Origin of the sequence: uncultured Abyssibacter sp. (genome assembly GCF_964000955.1) — a bacterium.
Classification (GTDB): domain Bacteria; phylum Pseudomonadota; class Gammaproteobacteria; order Nevskiales; family OUC007; genus Abyssibacter.
Map to the genome: position 1 here is coordinate 17955 of NZ_CAXFCL010000024.1, position 15225 is coordinate 33179.

Sequence of the window (15225 nt, forward strand, 5' to 3'; positions counted from 1 at the left end):
TGTGCACAAAAGCTGTAGAACCAGCCTCGCGATCGGCGAATAATGATGTCACTCACCGTCCCGAGGACACCCGCATGTGTCGACGCCCGATTCTCGCGCTGCTGCCGCCAGTGTTGGTGGCGCTGCTGCTGTCGGGCTGCGCTGGTGGACAGTCGGGCAGCGAGTCGCCGATTGGTGGTGACCCGACAAGCCCGACATCGGGTGACAGCGCGGGGCTGGCCGGGTGCGCGGAGATCAGCCGCGAAGCGATCGACCGCGACACCTTGACGCCGATGGGCTTCACCCCGCGTCAGGCGCTGAATCTCGCGGTCGGAACCGATCGCAGCATGCTCGAGTTCACCGAGTCGGATGAAACGGGGTTGACGCTCACCGTGACCGATACGGGCGAGGAGGTCGAACTCGTGGACGTGGAACCGGCCGATGACAATCCCGACGCCGGTTGTCCCGACTATGTGCTGATTCCAGTGTCGGTGCAGTTCACCACCGACGATGGCCGCCTTGATGAAGGTTTCGACGTGAAGCTGGTCGCATTCCAGCCGAACGAGACCAGCTTCACCCAACGCCTGGATGCCGAAGCGCTGAATGGCAGTTTCCAGTACGACTCGGTTGACGCGGCCAGCTACGAGCAGCGCGACCTGGTGATCAACGCCGTCTACGACCCGGACGGCAGTCGTGGGCGGGTCAGCGGCATCGGACGCCGCGAAGACGACACTCAATCCACCCTGGTGATTGCGAATTGGGGCGACAGCCCCGCGGGAGACGCACGATGAACGGACGGATTTGCACGGCACTGACATTGGCGGTGAGCACCACGGTGCTCGTGGCCTGTGGTGGATCGGGTGATGGTTTCGATGGTGGCGAACGCCTCACGCTGACGGCGAAGCGAACACCCGCGGCCCAACTGCGCCTGAAGGAAGTCGCCAGCTGCGCCGACTGGCGGACGTTCGCGGCGGAAAGTTTCGTCGAGCGCGCGATCAGTCCGATCTACTTCTACGCCGAAGATGGCGCCGTACCGGTTGCCGCCGATGCGGGTGGAGAGGCGGCGGCCCCGGATTTCACCGAAACCAACACCCAGGAGGTCGGCGTGGACGAGGCCGACCTGATCGAGACGGACAGCGCGCGCGGCCTGATCTTCGCGATGCATCGCCAAACGGCCAGTGTCCGCGTGATTGACGCCATGCCGGCGGCGCTCAGTCACGAGGTCGGCCGGATCGATCTGGGCGATTCCGTCTATCTGCACGGACAGTATCTGGACACCACGACACAACGGCTCACCACCGTGGTCGCCGACAACATCGGCACCCGGCTGGATTTCTATGACGTCTCGGATGCCGCCGCCCCGGTGCGGATCGGCCAGTACCGTGTCGACGGCTACTACATCAGCTCGCGACGGATCGACTCACGCATCCATCTGGTCGCCGGTCACTACTTCACGGGGCTCGATGGCCTGTACTCCGATGATGCGTTCACCAGCCGCGTCAGCGCCTGGTTCGAGGCGGAGTCGGAGGGTGATTCCGAGCGTGCGGACGAACTGCGCGAGGAGCTGGTTGCACTGGCCCAGTCCGAGGCCGATGCGGCGCCGCTGGCGGATCTCGTCCCCAATGTCGCCAGCGGGGTTGGTGCCGCCTTCACCCCGATGGCCTGTGACGACCTGTACCGGCCGGACGTCGCCACCGCGATGGCCACGCTGACCATCAGTAGCGTCGACACCGACGGCGGCAACAACGCGGCCATCGGCACCGTCAATAACGCCTGGATGGTCTACGCCTCGGCGGACAACCTGTATCTGGCGCAGACCAGCAACGGCTGGTTCTTCGCGCCGTTCCAGGTCGACCAGACCGCGGTCCAGCGTTTCGAGATCAGTGACAGCGGCGCGGCCGTGCCCCGGGGCGCTGGCGCCGTCGACGGCTGGCTGCTCAACCGCTACTCGATGAGCGAGTTCGACGGTCATCTGCGGCTGGCCACATCGCGGGCCGACAGCTGCGGTAGCGTCAATCCCAATGAAGCGTGTCCCGCCGAAGCCAGCGTGCCGACCAATGACGTCACCGTGCTGCGTCTGGATGACGACGCTCTGACCCAGGTCGGCAACGTGACCGGATTCGGTAACGACGAGCGCGTGTTCTCCGCGCGGTTCGTTGGCGATGTCGGCTACGTCGTTACCTTCCGGCAGATCGATCCGCTGTTCACCTTCGACCTGTCCGATCCGGCCGACCCGACCTTGCTGGGCGAGGTGGAGATTCCCGGTTTCTCCTCGTACATCCATCCGGTGTCCGACGACGTGCTGCTCACCATCGGCCGCGAAGGCGGAGAGGGTGGTGTCGGGACGGGTAACGCGTTTCAGCTCCAGCTCTTCGATGTCTCGGACCTGACGAACCCGGCGCGGATCGCCGCGGCCACGCCGGCCATTGAACCGGACGACTACGCCTATTCGTTGGCCGAACACGAGCCGCTGGCGTTCACCTACGCGCCGTCTACCGACACAACCGGGCTGCTGAGCATTCCGGCCTATATCGGATCGCCATCGGAGTCGCGGGCGTTCTCCGGCTTCATCACCTGGAACATCGACACCGCCGGCACGATCACCGAAGACCTGCGCGTGGACCACAAGCAGACCGGCGGCGGAGATGCCTGCCCGCCCACGGCTGAAGGCGATGAGGGAGGCTGCACCAGCTTCGCGCCGATTTATTACAACGAGCCGCTGCGGTCGGTCATCGCGACGGATGCCACCAGCCAGACGCTTTACACACTATCCAATGCGTTCCTGATCGTGACTGATGTGGCCACCGGGTCTGAGCTGGCGACGCTGGCGTTTGAGTGATGTCGTACCGCTTCGGGCCTTCAAATGCGGGATATCGAGAGGCCGGCGGGGCGCTGTTGTTCTCTGGTGCGCGGATGCTTCTGGCATCGGGACTGGTCGCCTGTTCCGGATCAGATGATGACGTGTCCGTCATCGAGCTGACCACGGAGTTATCAGCCCCTTATTCCGGCGCGCCGGATGGCGGATTCCAGACAGACGTTTTCTTCTACGACAATCGCTATGCGTACTACGAGGAGATGGCCGGTTCGAGTCACAACGTAGGCAGCAGCTAGCTGCCGGGAGCCGAAAACGTGAAATCGTTCAATCTAGCCTCAACCGTCCCTGCATTGCTGGTACTTGCTGCTTGCGGTTCGGATAGTGCGGCTGATGACTTGCAGGCTTGCACGATGCCCCTTCGCATTGGTGCCGCGGTGATTTCTCTCGACCAGGCTCGCGGGTCCTCCACGGACGCGGTGATTGGTGAGGTTTTGCTGTCTGATTTCACATACGCGGATGTCGAGGGGTCAGCACAAGACGTCTTTGACCAATCTGACTTCAACTCCAACGTCACGGTCGAAACCGACGGTCTGCGTTGCGTGTTGCCGTGTTCGTTCGGAATCGTTTCCGAACCGTGGGAGTTCTCAGCCTCGGCCCCCGGGTATTTGTCTACAACCCAACAGATCGATGCCCAATTCACGGCGTATGTCTCTAGTTGCCCGGGCGGTACAGCGACCGACGGAACGCATGCGACGGTGTACCTGGACGAGGAGAGTGCCGGATAGTCATTTGTTGTAGTGGGTCGAGCAATCCACGGACGAGCGCTCGACGTCAGGCCGTAGTTACCGCAAACAACAGGAGATTCAGATGCGCTTAGGATCAATCGTTGCGCTATCAGTCGCACTGCTCCTTTCCGCCTGCTCGGATTCGCCTCATAGCGACGAGATTGTGTGTACCACGCAACTCGTACCGGGCATCGTCATCGAGATTCGGGATGCCTCATCCGGGGCATCCATTGCCGAAACCGCGGAGGGGGAGGTGATCGACCAGGATGGCGTCCAGTATGCGTTCGAGGCGGTTGGCGACCCCGTCGCGACGGCCTATGAAGCCCCGGGCGTTTTTGTCGTGAATGTTCGTCACGACGGCTATGTGGACTGGTCGGTCGGAGGTGTTCTGGTGGAGAGCGACGAATGCCACGTGATCACCGAGTTTCTTACCGCGTTTCTCGAACCTGAGACGGCGCCGTAGCAGTCCACCGTTCACACAACCTTGAAGTGCCCACGTCCAGAGAAACCCGTCAGTGGATATGGCTGGTGCGTGGTTGGAAGAGAGATCAATCTCCGGTTTGCCGCGGTGCGTCGCTGACGCACCGCGGTGTTTTCTTTCCGGTCAGGCGTCCACCGACTCCGAAGGCCGGACGGCGACTGATGGCTGTTCGGCGTGTTCCGGCGCGTAGCGATTCGCCCGCCGGAACGTCCCCAGGTCGTTGAACCGCACGCCGTTCTCACGCATGACGCGATGAGCTGCCCTGGCGGTGGCCTGGCGGATGTAGAACGGTTCCTTCACGACAAAGTGGTGGATCGCATGGGTGGAGCCGAAGTTGAAGCAGAACAACTGCAGCGGTGCCATCCACCAGACATTCAGGACCTGGGTCTGCTGGATGATGTTCTTGGCCTCGACATCACCGTAGTAGTGCATGTTCGAGCTGATGAAGTGCAGGCAGAACGTGCGCAGCATGTTCGGGCCGAGGTAGACGACGGCCGTGGTGTTCAGCAGGCCGATCGCCGCTTCCATGCCGGCGGACAGCGGGATGCCGTTGCCGATGAGCAGAGCCACGCCATTGACCAGGTGAAACAGCACGAAGCTGTGCCACAACAGGTAGTGCATGAGCCCCAGCGGGAAATAGCCGCGGCGTTGTTCTCTCGCCAACCGCTTCACTTCCTCCTGTGACGTCGGGTTCTGGGCGCGGATGAACGCCTTTGCCGTCTGGTACATCGTCTTGGGACGCAGGTAGACCGCGAGCATGTTGTCGCCGGTCATGATCAGGCGACGCAGACCCCAGCGTTCGCCGTTGGTGATGCCGCGCTCCTCGATATCCGATTCGGTGCCCGAGTACTTGTGGTGGTGCAGGTGCATGCGCTTGCGCACCCAGGGGCTGATGGTGCTCGGCCGGGTGATCCAGCACAGCGCCATCATGAGGTTGTAGGCGCGCGGACTGTTGCGGAAGTACAGTTGGTGGATCAGGTCGTGTTCCAGTTCGTGGATGAACGACAGGAACACCGCGGTGAGGGGAATGCAGACATACCAGGGGATGACACCCGCCACATATGCCCAGCCGCTGGCCACGGCGCCGGCGATGGAACCCGCCATGATCAGCGCGCCGATGGCGTTCTGATGGCGCAGCCAGCGATGGCGCCGGCGCAAATCATCCGACGCGGCGCTGATGCCGGCGCGAATGGTCTGGATTTTCTGTTTGTCGCTATCCGACAGATTGCGGGTTTCCATGACAAGAGTTCTCCTACCGTGACTGTCGCCAGTGTCCGGTGTTCGCAACACCTCGGCAGGGCCGAACGCGCCATTCGCATGATCGCTTGCGCCAATCCGGTCCGGTTGGCCGGTTGATGACCTCCGCGGACGACATCACCACGCTGGCGAGCTGGGCGCGCGCGATCCGCGCCGCGCTTCAGGATGCCGGGATCGACTGGGTGCCGCTGTTTCGCACGGCCGGCATCGATCCGGACTGTCTGGCCGACCCCGATGCTCGCATTCCGCTCAGCCAGACCACGCGGTTATGGGCCGCCGTGGTCGCCGCGACTGGCGACGAGGCCTTTGGGCTGCGCGTGGCTCGCCATGTGAACCAGACGACCTTTCATGCGTTGACCGTCACCACGCTGGTCAGTGACTCGCTGCGCGATGCCATGCAGCGCATGTCGCGTTACGGTCGTGTCGTCACCGATGCCGCGCGGCTCGAGTACGGTGAGGATGACGGGCATTGCTGGCTGCGGCTTGGACACGTGCCGGTGGAGCCGCCGCCAGCCTGGCAGGCCGTGGATGCCTTCGCGGCGATCATGGTTCGTACCGCGCGGGCGCTGGTCGGGAAGGACTGTGGGCCGGAGCGTGCCGAGTTCGCGCGTCCGGTGCCGGCGCAGCCAGCGGTGTTCGAGCAGATGTTCCGCTGTCCGGTCAGCTTTGGTGTCGGGCACACGCGCATCATCTACACCCGCGAACTGGCCGAGCGCCGGCTGGAAACGGCGAACCCGGCGCTGCGCGCCGTCAACGAGGCGTTGCTCGACGATATGCTCCGGCACCGGATGCGTGACGACATCGTGTCCACCGCGCGTGACGCGATCTCACGGCTGCTTCCGGGCAACGCCTGCTCCCAGCAGGCGGTTGCCGATGCGCTCCACGTCAGCCAGCGCAGCCTGCAACGCAAGCTGGCCGACCGCGGCACCAGCTTCCGTCAACTCGTGGAAACCACACGCCGCGAGCTGGCGGATCGCCATCTCGCCGCCGGGCGTTGCTCGATCACCGAGGTGGCCTACCTGGTCGGATTTTCCGACGCCAGCAGTTTCACCCGCGCCTACAAGCGCTGGACCGGGCATGCGCCCAGCCATGCACCCGGTCGCGATCCGGCCGATTGAGCCGGCTCATGGTCGCCGCGCCTCGTGAGGACGGGCCCGCGGTGCTATCGTGCGCGCCTCATGATTGTTGACTGCTGACCTGATGATTCCGGTTCCCACCAAGCTGACTCTGCACCGCGCATCGCGCGTGCTGGACGTGACCTATGACGACGGGTCCACCTACTCGATTCCCGCCGAGCTGATGCGCGTCTATTCGCCATCGGCCGAGGTCAAGGGTCACGGCCCCGGGCAGGAGAAGCTGGTCTGGGGCAAGCGCAGTGTCGGCATCGAACACATCGAGGCGGTGGGCAGTTACGCGATCCGTCCCGTGTTCGACGACGGGCATGACAGCGGCCTCTACGGGTGGCAGTTGCTGCACGAGTTCTGCATGAACCAGGACGCGCTGTGGCAGAACTACCTGGCCCGGCTCGACGCCGCCGGCGTGGGTCGCGACCCCGGTGTGCGCACGCTCGATTCCGTCGTCAAGCAATACAACCCCAACGCGGGCAAGGCCTGATGAGCAAGACCACGCATTTCGGTTACGAGACCGTCAACGCCACCGACAAGACCCGCCGCGTCGGTGAAGTGTTCGCCTCGGTGGCGTCGCGCTATGACTTGATGAACGACCTGATGTCGATGGGCATTCATCGCGTCTGGAAGCGCTTCACCATCGATCTGGCCGCTGTCCGGCCCGGTGAGCGGGTGCTGGACCTGGCCTCGGGCACCTGCGATCTGGCTGGCAAGTTCGCCCGTCAGGCCGGGCCGGAGGGGCAGGTCATCGCCTCCGACATCAACCCGTCCATGCTCAGCGTGGGTCGGGATCGCATGATCGACCGCGGCATCGTTCAGGGCATGGACTACGTGATCGCCAACGCCGAGGAACTGCCGTTCCCGACCGATCACTTCGACTGCGTCACCATGGCTTTCGGCCTGCGCAACGTCACCGACAAGGATGCGGCGCTGGAGGAAATACAGCGCGTGACCAAGCCGGGCGGCCGCGCGCTGGTGCTGGAATTCTCCAAGCCGACCTCGACCGGCTTCGGCAAGCTCTACGACGAATATTCCTTCAAGGTGCTCCCGGCGCTGGGCCGCTACGTCGCCAAGGACGAGGCCAGCTACCGCTACCTCGCCGAGTCCATCCGCATGCATCCGGATCAGGACACGCTGAAGGGCATGATGGAAACGGCCGGCTTCCTGCGCTGCCAGTACTTCAACCTCGCCGGCGGCATCTGCGCCGTGCACCGGGGCTTTGGCGCATGAGCCTGATCGCCAACGGCGTCGCCGTGGTCGAGGCCGGGCTCAACCGCGCGCTGGCGCTGGACCCGGAGGTCGCCGATCGCCTGCGCAAGCTGGACGGCCGCGTCATCGCCGTGACCATTTCCGGCTGGGACCAGACCGTGTTCGCCGTGCCCGTGGTCGATCGTTTGCAGCTCTCCGTGTTCTGGCCGGACGAACCCGACGTGCGGCTCAGCGGACGCCTCGGTGACTTCGCGCGCCTGGCCGCGTCGGGCGCCGACAAGCAGGCCGAATTGCTGTCCGGCGGCGTGCGTATCGAGGGCGACGCCGTGCTGGCGCAGCGCTTCGCCGAGGTGTTCGAGGCGCTGGATATCGACCTTGAGGCGCCGCTGGAGCGGATGTTCGGGCCGATCGCCGCCCACCGCATCGGTCAGACCGCGCGGCGCTTTTTCGGCTGGGGTCGTGAGGCGATGAAGACCCTGGGCGATGACACCATCGAGTTCCTGCGCGAGGAAACCGGTGATCTCGTCCACGGCGACGACGTCAACGACTGGATGGATGCCGTCGACGACCTGCGGACCGGAACGGACCGGCTCGAAGCCCGCATCCGGCGCCTGGAACGCAAAACCGCCGAGGCGTGAGCCGGTCGCTGGAACAGACGCTCGACTACCTGATCGAGGTCGACAAGCTCAAGACGATCCAACGGCAATCGTGGATCACCGACGGCTCCCGGCAGGAAAATTCCGCAGAACACTCCTGGCATGCCGCGCTGTCGGCCATGGTGCTGGCGCCGTTCGCCGTCTACCCGGTCAACGTCGACCGCGTCATCCGCATGTTGCTGCTGCACGACATCGTCGAAATCGATGCCGGTGACACCTTTCTCTACGACGCCGAAGCCGCGGCCGATCAGGCCGAACGTGAACAACAGGCCGCCGATCGCCTGTTCGGCATGCTGCCGTTCGAGCAGGGCAGCGCCGACCGGGCGCTGTGGGATGAATTCGAGGCCGGCGAGACCCCGGACGCGCAATTCGCCAAGGCCGTGGATCGGGTCAATCCCGTTCTGCTGAATCTCGCCACCGAAGGACAGGGTTGGCGCCGGCACGGCATCCGTCTGACGCAGGTGCTGGATCGCAACGGCGGTGTCGCCGGGCCGTTGCCGGATGTCTGGAACAGGTTGAAGGCGAGGCTTGAGGCGGCGGCGGATGCGGGCTGGCTGCTGCGATAGCACGGGGCATTCGAGGTGACGAGATTCAGTCAGGCATGGCCTGGACGCTGAATCGCATTCCGCAACGCAATTCGCCGTCCGAGATCACATTCGCCCGAAGGCCGCCCTTGTGCACCCAGGCTTTCACGACCCGGGAGGCAGGCAGCGTGTCGGTGGCCAGTTCGTCGCCCAGCGTCGCGCACGGTTCGCAGAGTTCGACGCCGTAGAACCGCGCCCCGCCAACCTCGAACAACCGTCCGACCAGATCGTTCAGACGAACACCCCGTGTGACCACGTTGCGGCGTGTGTCTCCGGGGGAAATCGTGAGATTGAATGTCCTGTTGAAGTCTTCCACTGCCTCGGCTTCGATGAACGTGATGTTCTGGCCGGGCCAGTCCGACCGGTCGAAATTGCGATCGCCGACGATGCCCTTTCCAGGGATGACGGAAACCCGGTCAACCGACACCTGCGGCTCCCCGCTGCGTGCGGCGATGAAGATGGCTTCGATCATGTTGAGGTGCTTGCTCGACGGTAGCGCCCGACTCAATAGCCGGTATGACTCGTCGGATCCAGCTCCTTCTTGCTGAGCCGCTCTTCCCGATCCTTGTCCGTCGCCCAGATCACCTGTGGGAACAGCAGCACGCGCAGCAGGCCGATCAGCATGTACAGGTAGCTGAGCGAGAACAGGATTCCGCAGACGATGGAGATGACCTCGAAATTCGGACTCACGTACTTGATGCCCCACCACGACATCACGTCGGTGAGCGCGGCGGCCAGGCCGATGGGGAACACCCACTGGTAGATCCAGAGGTGGTTGAACTGCATCGAGAACGGGATGCCGATGACCAGAAAGCTGGTCGTGAACCCGAACAAATGGGCGTGGGTGAAGGCGATGAGCTTGCCCTGCGACATGTTGGCGAAGTACGCCTCGGCGCTGCCGTGCAGATGAAGCTGGTAGGCGATTTCCGCCGCGCCGAAGGCGAACGCGATGCCGTAGAGGGTGATCGCCAGGGCCAGCCCGCGCTTTACGCCGGTGGGGAAATAGAACAGCGTCAGTGATTCCTTGCTGACCCGGAACGGCACGGCCAGCCGGCCCAGCCACAGCACGAAGAAGAAGAAGGCGCCCAGCGCGATTGGGCTGCCGATGGACTGCCAGGCTGGTGGCGGTGGCTCCACTTCGACCAGGTCGTCCATGTCCAGCGCGTCGAGCACGGACAGGTCGTCCTGGGCGTGGGCCCATTCCGGCCCGAAGATGGCGATGGCCAGAACGGCCAGCATCCAGATGGCTTTCACGTGGTCTCCCCCTTGTTTTTTGTCAGTCTAATCGCTTGTGCCCGGAATGCCCGCGCCGTAATGTTCGCCGGGGGGTAAATTCGATGCTCGACGCGGGTCAGCGACGCACATACGAAGACGGGGAACTGGTCTTCGCCGAGGGTGATGCCGGCGACGTGGCCTATCTGCTGGACGATGGTGCCGTCGAGGTCTTCACCGGTTCCGGTGACCAGCGCACGGTGTTCGCGACGCTGGGGCCGGGCGAGATCGTCGGCGAGATGGCGTTGATTGATACCCGGCCGCGTTCCGCCAGCGTCCGCGCCATCGGCACCACCAAGCTCACCGTGATCAGCCGCGAAGGCCTGAGCGATCGCCTGGAATCCGTTGATCCGATGGTTCAGCTCGTGCTGCATAGCATGCTCGGCCGATTCCGCGTGGCCATGCATCGCGTGCGTAGCGGCGAGGAGGAGCCTGCACCGCGGCGTGTGCCTGAAGCCGAAGCCCTGCCGAATGCGCCGGTCAACGAGGCGCTGCGCCACGGGGTGTTGCAGCAAAGTCGCATGGAGGCGCGGCTGCGCGATGCCATCGCGGCGGATGCGCTGGAACTGCACTACCAGCCGATCGTAAAGCTGCCGCTGGGCAAGCCGGTGGGCTACGAGGCACTGGTGCGCTGGCCAGTGGCCGACGGCGGCGTGATCTCGCCGGCCGAGTTCATTCCGCTGGCCGAGCAGACATCGCTGATTCTGGAACTGGATGCCTGGGTGATCCGCCGCGCCTGTATGGACTTCATGGCGCAGGGGCGGCGGCTGGCCGGCCAGTACGTCAGCGTGAACCTGTCCGGGCGTCAGTTCGCGCAACCGACGGCCTACGACCTGATCGAGTCGACGCTCCAGTCCACCGGGCTGCCGCCGGAGCGGTTGCAGATCGAGCTCACCGAAGGCGTGGTGATGTCCGACCCGGACCACGCGGCGGAATTGCTCGCCGAATTGCAGAAGCTCGGAATCTCCATCGCCATTGACGATTTTGGTACCGGCTACTCCTCGCTGGCCTACCTGCACACGTTCTCGGCGGATGTGCTCAAGCTCGATCTGAGCTTCGCCCGCGAGGTTCGCAAAGGCCCCAGCGGCGCCCGCATCGTCCGAGGGATTTCGGCGATGGCTGACGAACTGGGGCTGCGTGTGGTCGCCGAGGGCATCGAGGCCGATGCCGAAGGTCGCCAGCTCTACAAGCTGGGCTGTGGCTGGGGGCAGGGGTTTGGTTACGCACGCCCGCAGCCTCTCGCGCAGCTGCTCGACGATTCCGAGGCGTAGTCGGCGCGGCCGCCAGTTTGGTCTCAGGCGGCGAGGCCGCTGCCATGCCTGCGCAGATGGGCGTCCACCTCTTCCGGGCGGAAGTACACACGCAGCTTCCAGGCATCTCGGGGCCTGCCGCCCAGTGCGTGATCGTCCAGCCAGTCGACCATGTTCAGCAGTGCCTGGACGTCATCATCGGAGTAGTCACGCGGCGGTGCTTCCGGAGGGAAATGGGTTTCCAGCGGCTGGGCGGCTGCGGCCACGGCTTTGCGCAGGGGCGAACCCGATGGTGAGTCCAGAAAGCCCGGCACGTTCAGCAGCGATCGCCGCAGGTCCGGCATGTCCGGCAGGTGGCCCAGCCAGTCCAGTTCCACGCCCAGCTTTTGCCGGCACAGCATCCGCAGATTGTCGATCAGCACCGGACTGGCCTGGGCCGAATGCCGGTTGACCAGCAGCGCGGGACGAAACGCCTGCTGCACCTCGTCGATCAGCGCGACTGCGTCGGGCGCCTGCGCCCGGGCCTGCTGCCGCAGCCAGTCCAGGCTGAAGGCGCGTCGATCCTCCGGCAGCGCCAGATCGGCTTCCAGCGCCTCGCCCAGCGTTTCGTGGTGTCGGAACACCGATTGCAGCGTGCGCAGCAACGCGCTCTTGATGAAGCCATAGGCGTTCATCACCGCGGCTGGCTCGGGCTCGGTGACGATCACGCCGTCGTCCGCCGCGTCGAAGAAATCCAGCGTGTTGAAGGCGACGCCGGCGCCGAGGTCGAGCATGACCACATCGGCGTCCAGCGCGCGAATGTGACGGAGCAGTTTCTGCTTGAGCCAGTGCGGCGGATTGGCCATGCCCGGGAATGACTCCGCGCCACTGCAAAGTCGCAGATGGGGCAGGCCGGTGGGGATGAGCAGCGGCTCCAGGCTGTCGGTTTTCCGACGCAGGAAATCCGCCAGTGTCGGTGTCTGCCGGCGGATGCCCAGGTAGCTGTGCAGGTTGGCGGCGCCGAGGTCCAGATCGATCAGCACGACGCGCCGCTGCTGGCGCGCCCAGTGACAGGCCAGCGCGGTCGACACGATGCTCTTGCCGACGCCGCCCTTGCCGCCGCCGATGGCGATGATCCGCTTGGCCTTGCGTTCGAGTTTCACTGCTGGTCGCTGGTCCGGACGATAACGGGAGCCTGCCGGCTGAGCCGGCCATTGCCCTGGAGAGGCAAGTTTGGGTCCCGGCAGCCCGCTGCGGCCGTGCGTTCGCCAGCGTCAGGCGGCTGACGGCATCAGCCGGATTTCAGTCGCACCAGCAACATCGTCGCGGCCTTTTGCACCGTGCGGTTCACCGCGGCGGGAACGGCGTCGTCCGCGTCCGGCGGTTCCAGCGTTTCGACCGACTGGCCGATGAAGCCGTCGTACAGAGCCTCGCGCCGCGCCGCCTCCAGGCTGCCGGCGTCGATTGCGCTTGCATGCGTGATTCGCAGCTGCCGATCGGTGGCGAGCAGCACGAAGAACTGCTGTCCTTCGTGTTGCCCGGGCACGATGATGGCCGTGCCGATCGGGCGGCGTTCCCGGACGGGCACGTAGATGGTGTTCTCGTCCTCGGCGGCGAGGGTTACGCCGCGGGCTGCGGCGCGGGCGATTTCCCGGTCCGTGAAGATCGCGTCGACGAGCTTGTAGGTCGTCACGTCGGGGAACAACGCGCGGACCGCTTTCGGGATCAGGTTGCTGGTGTCCAGCCAGTCGCCGGGCGCGTCGGGGGTCGAACTGTCCGAACCAGGACTGGATCGCGCCTCCGACTCGGCGCCATTTCGGACGCCGTCGCCGTCCGCGTCCAGCGCCGCGATCTTCGCGAAGGCTCCGGCATTCAGGCCGGCATCCTTGAACTGCTGACCATACTGGTTGACCGGCGTGCCGCCGCCGTCCTTGTGGCAGGCGTTGCAGGAGGGCATGTAACCGAACTGGTTCTTGTACAGCCGCGCGAAGGCGGGCTCCGCCTGCGCCGGCGTGCCGAGCAGCCAGCCCGCGGCGATCAGCGTGGGTAGTGCGAGCCTGCGAAACGGGGTGGGGCGCATCGGTCGTCCTCAGAAATCGAACAGCGCGGGGATTTGCTCGCGCATCGGTGTCAGCGGGTCGTCGCCGTTGGCCAGCGCCTGTTCCAGATGTTCACGTTGCCAGGAGCCTTCCGGCGGCATCAACTGGCCGGCCTTGCGCGTGCCGCGATAGCGCTCGTAGTCCAGCGCGTCACGAATCTTGTCGGTGGCCTGGATGTGATCCAGCACGTCGGCCTCGGTGCCGCCGGCCATGAAGTTCAGGCGGGCGTTGGGATTGTCACGATGACAGCCGAAACAGTAGGTCTCGAAGGGTTTGAGCGGCGAGTCGGCGGCCAGTTGCAGCGGGGGTTCGCCCTCGCGTATGGGCGGTGACAGTTCGGTGAGCGGCAGGCCCCAGCGCGTCGCTCGGGCATCCGCACCCAGCCGGGCCAGCAACGCCAGCATGATCTCGGTGCGACGGAACGGAACCGCCCCAACGTGCTCGTTCAGCGATGAGTCGTTCAGCGCGGCGAGGATAGCGTTGACCCCTCCGGTACGTCGCAGGCGGTCGATGTCCGTTGGAGTGAAGGCCTGCGCCAGCGCGTATACCGCATCCAGGTCCCGCGGCTGCGCCCAGCGTGCCGGGGGGCGCCGGGTCAGTGGATCGAACTCGGCCGGCAGCGGCGGCAGCGCGTCGAAGGCCTCCAGCTTGTCCTCCCCGCGCTGGTCGTCACCGCCAGCATCGCGGCCGAACACGGCGCGCTTGAGGCCGGCCAGCCAACCGCCCTGGTACAGGTCATCCTCCAGCGGGTTGCGGTTGTTCAGGTCGTTGTCCGGTACCTCGAAACCGCGCTCGGGCCAGTTGGTGGCCAGACGGGTTGCCAGTGCGGTGGCTGACTCCGACGCCGGGTCGTAGCTGCCGGGTGCCAGTGCGTAGCGCAGCGCCTCGGTCAGCAGCTCGCGGCGGCATTGATCGCCGGGGCCGCCTTCGCCGCAGCCATCCAGCCAGATGCGTTGGGCCAGAGGGATCATGTTGGCGATGTCCGTCGCGTTGTCGATGGCTTCGGGTGCGGCCAGCCGCACGCTGGTCGGCGCGCCGTGCAGGTTGGCGGCCTCGGGATGCGCCGCGACGATGCGTTCCGCGATCACCGGGGCGGCGTTGGTTTCTTCCCAGGGGCGGACCGGAAAGATCGCCGCGGCATTCTGGTGGCAGGTCAGGCAGACCCCGCGCCGGGCATAGACGATGCGCGGCGTGCAGCCTTCGCAGTAGTCCTGGACGAGCTGGAATTCGTAGCGACCGGCGGCCTCGTTGTAGGACAGCACCTCGATCTCGTCGGCGGCGTCGACAAAGCCGAGGAACAACCGCCCCCGCAGTGGCGGAGCCAGGGCGGAGCCGGGCGGCGGCGTGATGTCTGCCGACAGCACGACGCGCGGATCGGCGAAGGAGGAGCGTCCCTTCTGCAGCGAGCGGCCGTGCGGGATGAGTACCGTGGTCGGGCGCCGGCCCTGGGCATCCAGTGTGGCGAGCCAGTCGACGACGGATTCGAACGGGTAGGGCAGCGCGCCGTTCTGCGCGACGAGCTGGTCGAACAGTGATCGGGTGCCCTCGGGCGGCAGGTCCGAATTCGGGATCACCCGTGCGGACAGGCTGGCCGGGTCGTAAAGCGGCGGCAGCCGTTCGGCCAGATCGTGAACGCCGACACTGTCATCACCGCCGCCACATCCGGTGGCGAGCAGTGCGATGAACGCGGCGGCGACGACGGTCTTCATGGGCGGCAGTCTGCGACGTCGGG

17 protein-coding genes are annotated in these 15225 nt (G+C 65.3%); 11 read left to right on the forward strand and 6 right to left on the reverse strand.

Features of this window, described 5'->3' with window-relative positions; genetic code table 11:
* Positions 1-74 precede the first annotated feature (74 nt).
* The 5 genes from ABNS06_RS00855 (at position 75) to ABNS06_RS00875 (ending at position 4042) form a co-directional block, all read left to right on the forward strand.
* Positions 75-770: a hypothetical protein gene (locus ABNS06_RS00855; RefSeq protein WP_348672024.1), complete on the forward strand. Its 696-nt coding sequence runs from the start codon at positions 75-77 to the stop codon at positions 768-770.
* Positions 767-2818 (forward strand): beta-propeller domain-containing protein, encoded by a 2052-nt coding sequence (locus tag ABNS06_RS00860; protein WP_348672025.1) that lies wholly within the window; start codon positions 767-769, stop codon positions 2816-2818. The genes ABNS06_RS00855 and ABNS06_RS00860 overlap by 4 nt, the downstream gene beginning before the upstream one ends.
* A gap of 74 nt (positions 2819-2892) precedes the next feature.
* Positions 2893-3090: a hypothetical protein gene (locus tag ABNS06_RS00865; protein WP_348672026.1), complete on the forward strand. Its 198-nt coding sequence runs from the start codon at positions 2893-2895 to the stop codon at positions 3088-3090.
* An 18-nt stretch (positions 3091-3108) separates the two neighbouring features.
* On the forward strand, positions 3109-3579 hold the full coding sequence (locus ABNS06_RS00870; protein ID WP_348672027.1) for a hypothetical protein: 471 nt from the start codon (positions 3109-3111) through the stop codon (positions 3577-3579).
* Between the two features lie 163 nt (positions 3580-3742).
* Positions 3743-4042 carry a hypothetical protein gene (locus ABNS06_RS00875; RefSeq protein WP_348672028.1) on the forward strand — a complete coding sequence of 100 codons (300 nt, stop codon included), beginning with the start codon at positions 3743-3745 and terminating at the stop codon, positions 4040-4042.
* Positions 4043-4183: 141 nt separating this feature from the next.
* Here ABNS06_RS00875 and ABNS06_RS00880 read toward each other — a convergent pair whose 3' ends face one another.
* Complete coding sequence (locus ABNS06_RS00880) at positions 4184-5299, reverse strand: fatty acid desaturase (protein ID WP_348672029.1); 1116 nt, start codon at positions 5297-5299, stop codon at positions 4184-4186.
* Between the two features lie 116 nt (positions 5300-5415).
* On the opposite strand from ABNS06_RS00880, the gene ABNS06_RS00885 reads away from it, so the two are divergent.
* The 5 genes from ABNS06_RS00885 to ABNS06_RS00905 all read left to right on the forward strand — a co-directional run bounded on the left by ABNS06_RS00885 (position 5416) and on the right by ABNS06_RS00905 (position 8875).
* Entirely contained in the window at positions 5416-6435 is a 1020-nt protein-coding gene (locus ABNS06_RS00885) for an AraC family transcriptional regulator (RefSeq protein ID WP_348672030.1), read from the forward strand.
* Between the two features lie 82 nt (positions 6436-6517).
* Positions 6518-6931 carry a DUF971 domain-containing protein gene (locus tag ABNS06_RS00890; protein WP_348672032.1) on the forward strand — a complete coding sequence of 138 codons (414 nt, stop codon included), beginning with the start codon at positions 6518-6520 and terminating at the stop codon, positions 6929-6931.
* The gene (gene ubiE, locus ABNS06_RS00895) at positions 6931-7674 is read left to right on the forward strand and encodes a bifunctional demethylmenaquinone methyltransferase/2-methoxy-6-polyprenyl-1,4-benzoquinol methylase UbiE (protein ID WP_348672033.1); all 744 of its coding nucleotides are present in this window, start codon (positions 6931-6933) and stop codon (positions 7672-7674) included. The genes ABNS06_RS00890 and ubiE overlap by 1 nt, the downstream gene beginning before the upstream one ends.
* Positions 7671-8291, forward strand: a complete 621-nt coding sequence (locus ABNS06_RS00900) for an SCP2 sterol-binding domain-containing protein (RefSeq protein ID WP_348672035.1) — start codon at positions 7671-7673, stop codon at positions 8289-8291. The genes ubiE and ABNS06_RS00900 overlap by 4 nt, the downstream gene beginning before the upstream one ends.
* Positions 8288-8875, forward strand: a complete 588-nt coding sequence (locus ABNS06_RS00905) for an HD domain-containing protein (RefSeq protein ID WP_348672036.1) — start codon at positions 8288-8290, stop codon at positions 8873-8875. The genes ABNS06_RS00900 and ABNS06_RS00905 overlap by 4 nt, the downstream gene beginning before the upstream one ends.
* A 25-nt stretch (positions 8876-8900) precedes the next feature.
* Here ABNS06_RS00905 and ABNS06_RS00910 read toward each other — a convergent pair whose 3' ends face one another.
* On the reverse strand, positions 8901-9365 hold the full coding sequence (locus ABNS06_RS00910; protein ID WP_348672037.1) for an MOSC domain-containing protein: 465 nt from the start codon (positions 9363-9365) through the stop codon (positions 8901-8903).
* Between the two features lie 32 nt (positions 9366-9397).
* Entirely contained in the window at positions 9398-10147 is a 750-nt protein-coding gene (locus ABNS06_RS00915; RefSeq protein WP_348672039.1) for a hypothetical protein, read from the reverse strand.
* Between the two features lie 83 nt (positions 10148-10230).
* Here ABNS06_RS00915 and ABNS06_RS00920 point away from each other — a divergent pair, with 83 nt between their 5' ends.
* Positions 10231-11436, forward strand: coding sequence for an EAL domain-containing protein (locus tag ABNS06_RS00920; RefSeq protein ID WP_348672041.1), 1206 nt, complete (start codon positions 10231-10233; stop codon positions 11434-11436).
* A 23-nt stretch (positions 11437-11459) separates the two neighbouring features.
* On the opposite strand, the gene ABNS06_RS00925 is transcribed toward ABNS06_RS00920, so the two are convergent.
* The 3 genes from ABNS06_RS00925 to ABNS06_RS00935 all read right to left on the reverse strand — a co-directional run bounded on the left by ABNS06_RS00925 (position 11460) and on the right by ABNS06_RS00935 (position 15202).
* On the reverse strand, positions 11460-12557 hold the full coding sequence (locus ABNS06_RS00925) for a P-loop NTPase (RefSeq protein ID WP_348672042.1): 1098 nt from the start codon (positions 12555-12557) through the stop codon (positions 11460-11462).
* A gap of 128 nt (positions 12558-12685) precedes the next feature.
* Positions 12686-13474 (reverse strand): hypothetical protein, encoded by a 789-nt coding sequence (locus tag ABNS06_RS00930; RefSeq protein ID WP_348672044.1) that lies wholly within the window; start codon positions 13472-13474, stop codon positions 12686-12688.
* A gap of 9 nt (positions 13475-13483) precedes the next feature.
* A complete protein-coding gene (locus ABNS06_RS00935; RefSeq protein WP_348672045.1) occupies positions 13484-15202 on the reverse strand; it encodes a hypothetical protein in 1719 nt (572 codons plus the stop codon).
* Positions 15203-15225 lie beyond the last annotated feature (23 nt).

What these genes read in the sequence shown, in the direction of transcription:
- ABNS06_RS00860 (WP_348672025.1), top strand. Translation starts at nt 767, where the DNA reads ATGAACGGACGGATTTGCACGGCACTGACATTGGCGGTGAGCACCACG.
- ABNS06_RS00920 (WP_348672041.1), top strand. Translation starts at nt 10,231, where the DNA reads ATGCTCGACGCGGGTCAGCGACGCACATACGAAGACGGGGAACTGGTC.
- ABNS06_RS00935 (WP_348672045.1), bottom strand. Translation starts at nt 15,202, where the DNA reads ATGAAGACCGTCGTCGCCGCCGCGTTCATCGCACTGCTCGCCACCGGA.
- ABNS06_RS00865 (WP_348672026.1), top strand. Translation starts at nt 2,893, where the DNA reads ATGCTTCTGGCATCGGGACTGGTCGCCTGTTCCGGATCAGATGATGAC.
- ABNS06_RS00855 (WP_348672024.1), top strand. Translation starts at nt 75, where the DNA reads ATGTGTCGACGCCCGATTCTCGCGCTGCTGCCGCCAGTGTTGGTGGCG.
- ABNS06_RS00910 (WP_348672037.1), bottom strand. Translation starts at nt 9,365, where the DNA reads ATGATCGAAGCCATCTTCATCGCCGCACGCAGCGGGGAGCCGCAGGTG.
- ABNS06_RS00880 (WP_348672029.1), bottom strand. Translation starts at nt 5,299, where the DNA reads ATGGAAACCCGCAATCTGTCGGATAGCGACAAACAGAAAATCCAGACC.
- ABNS06_RS00890 (WP_348672032.1), top strand. Translation starts at nt 6,518, where the DNA reads ATGATTCCGGTTCCCACCAAGCTGACTCTGCACCGCGCATCGCGCGTG.
- ABNS06_RS00930 (WP_348672044.1), bottom strand. Translation starts at nt 13,474, where the DNA reads ATGCGCCCCACCCCGTTTCGCAGGCTCGCACTACCCACGCTGATCGCC.
- ubiE (WP_348672033.1), top strand. Translation starts at nt 6,931, where the DNA reads ATGAGCAAGACCACGCATTTCGGTTACGAGACCGTCAACGCCACCGAC.
- ABNS06_RS00900 (WP_348672035.1), top strand. Translation starts at nt 7,671, where the DNA reads ATGAGCCTGATCGCCAACGGCGTCGCCGTGGTCGAGGCCGGGCTCAAC.
- ABNS06_RS00885 (WP_348672030.1), top strand. Translation starts at nt 5,416, where the DNA reads ATGACCTCCGCGGACGACATCACCACGCTGGCGAGCTGGGCGCGCGCG.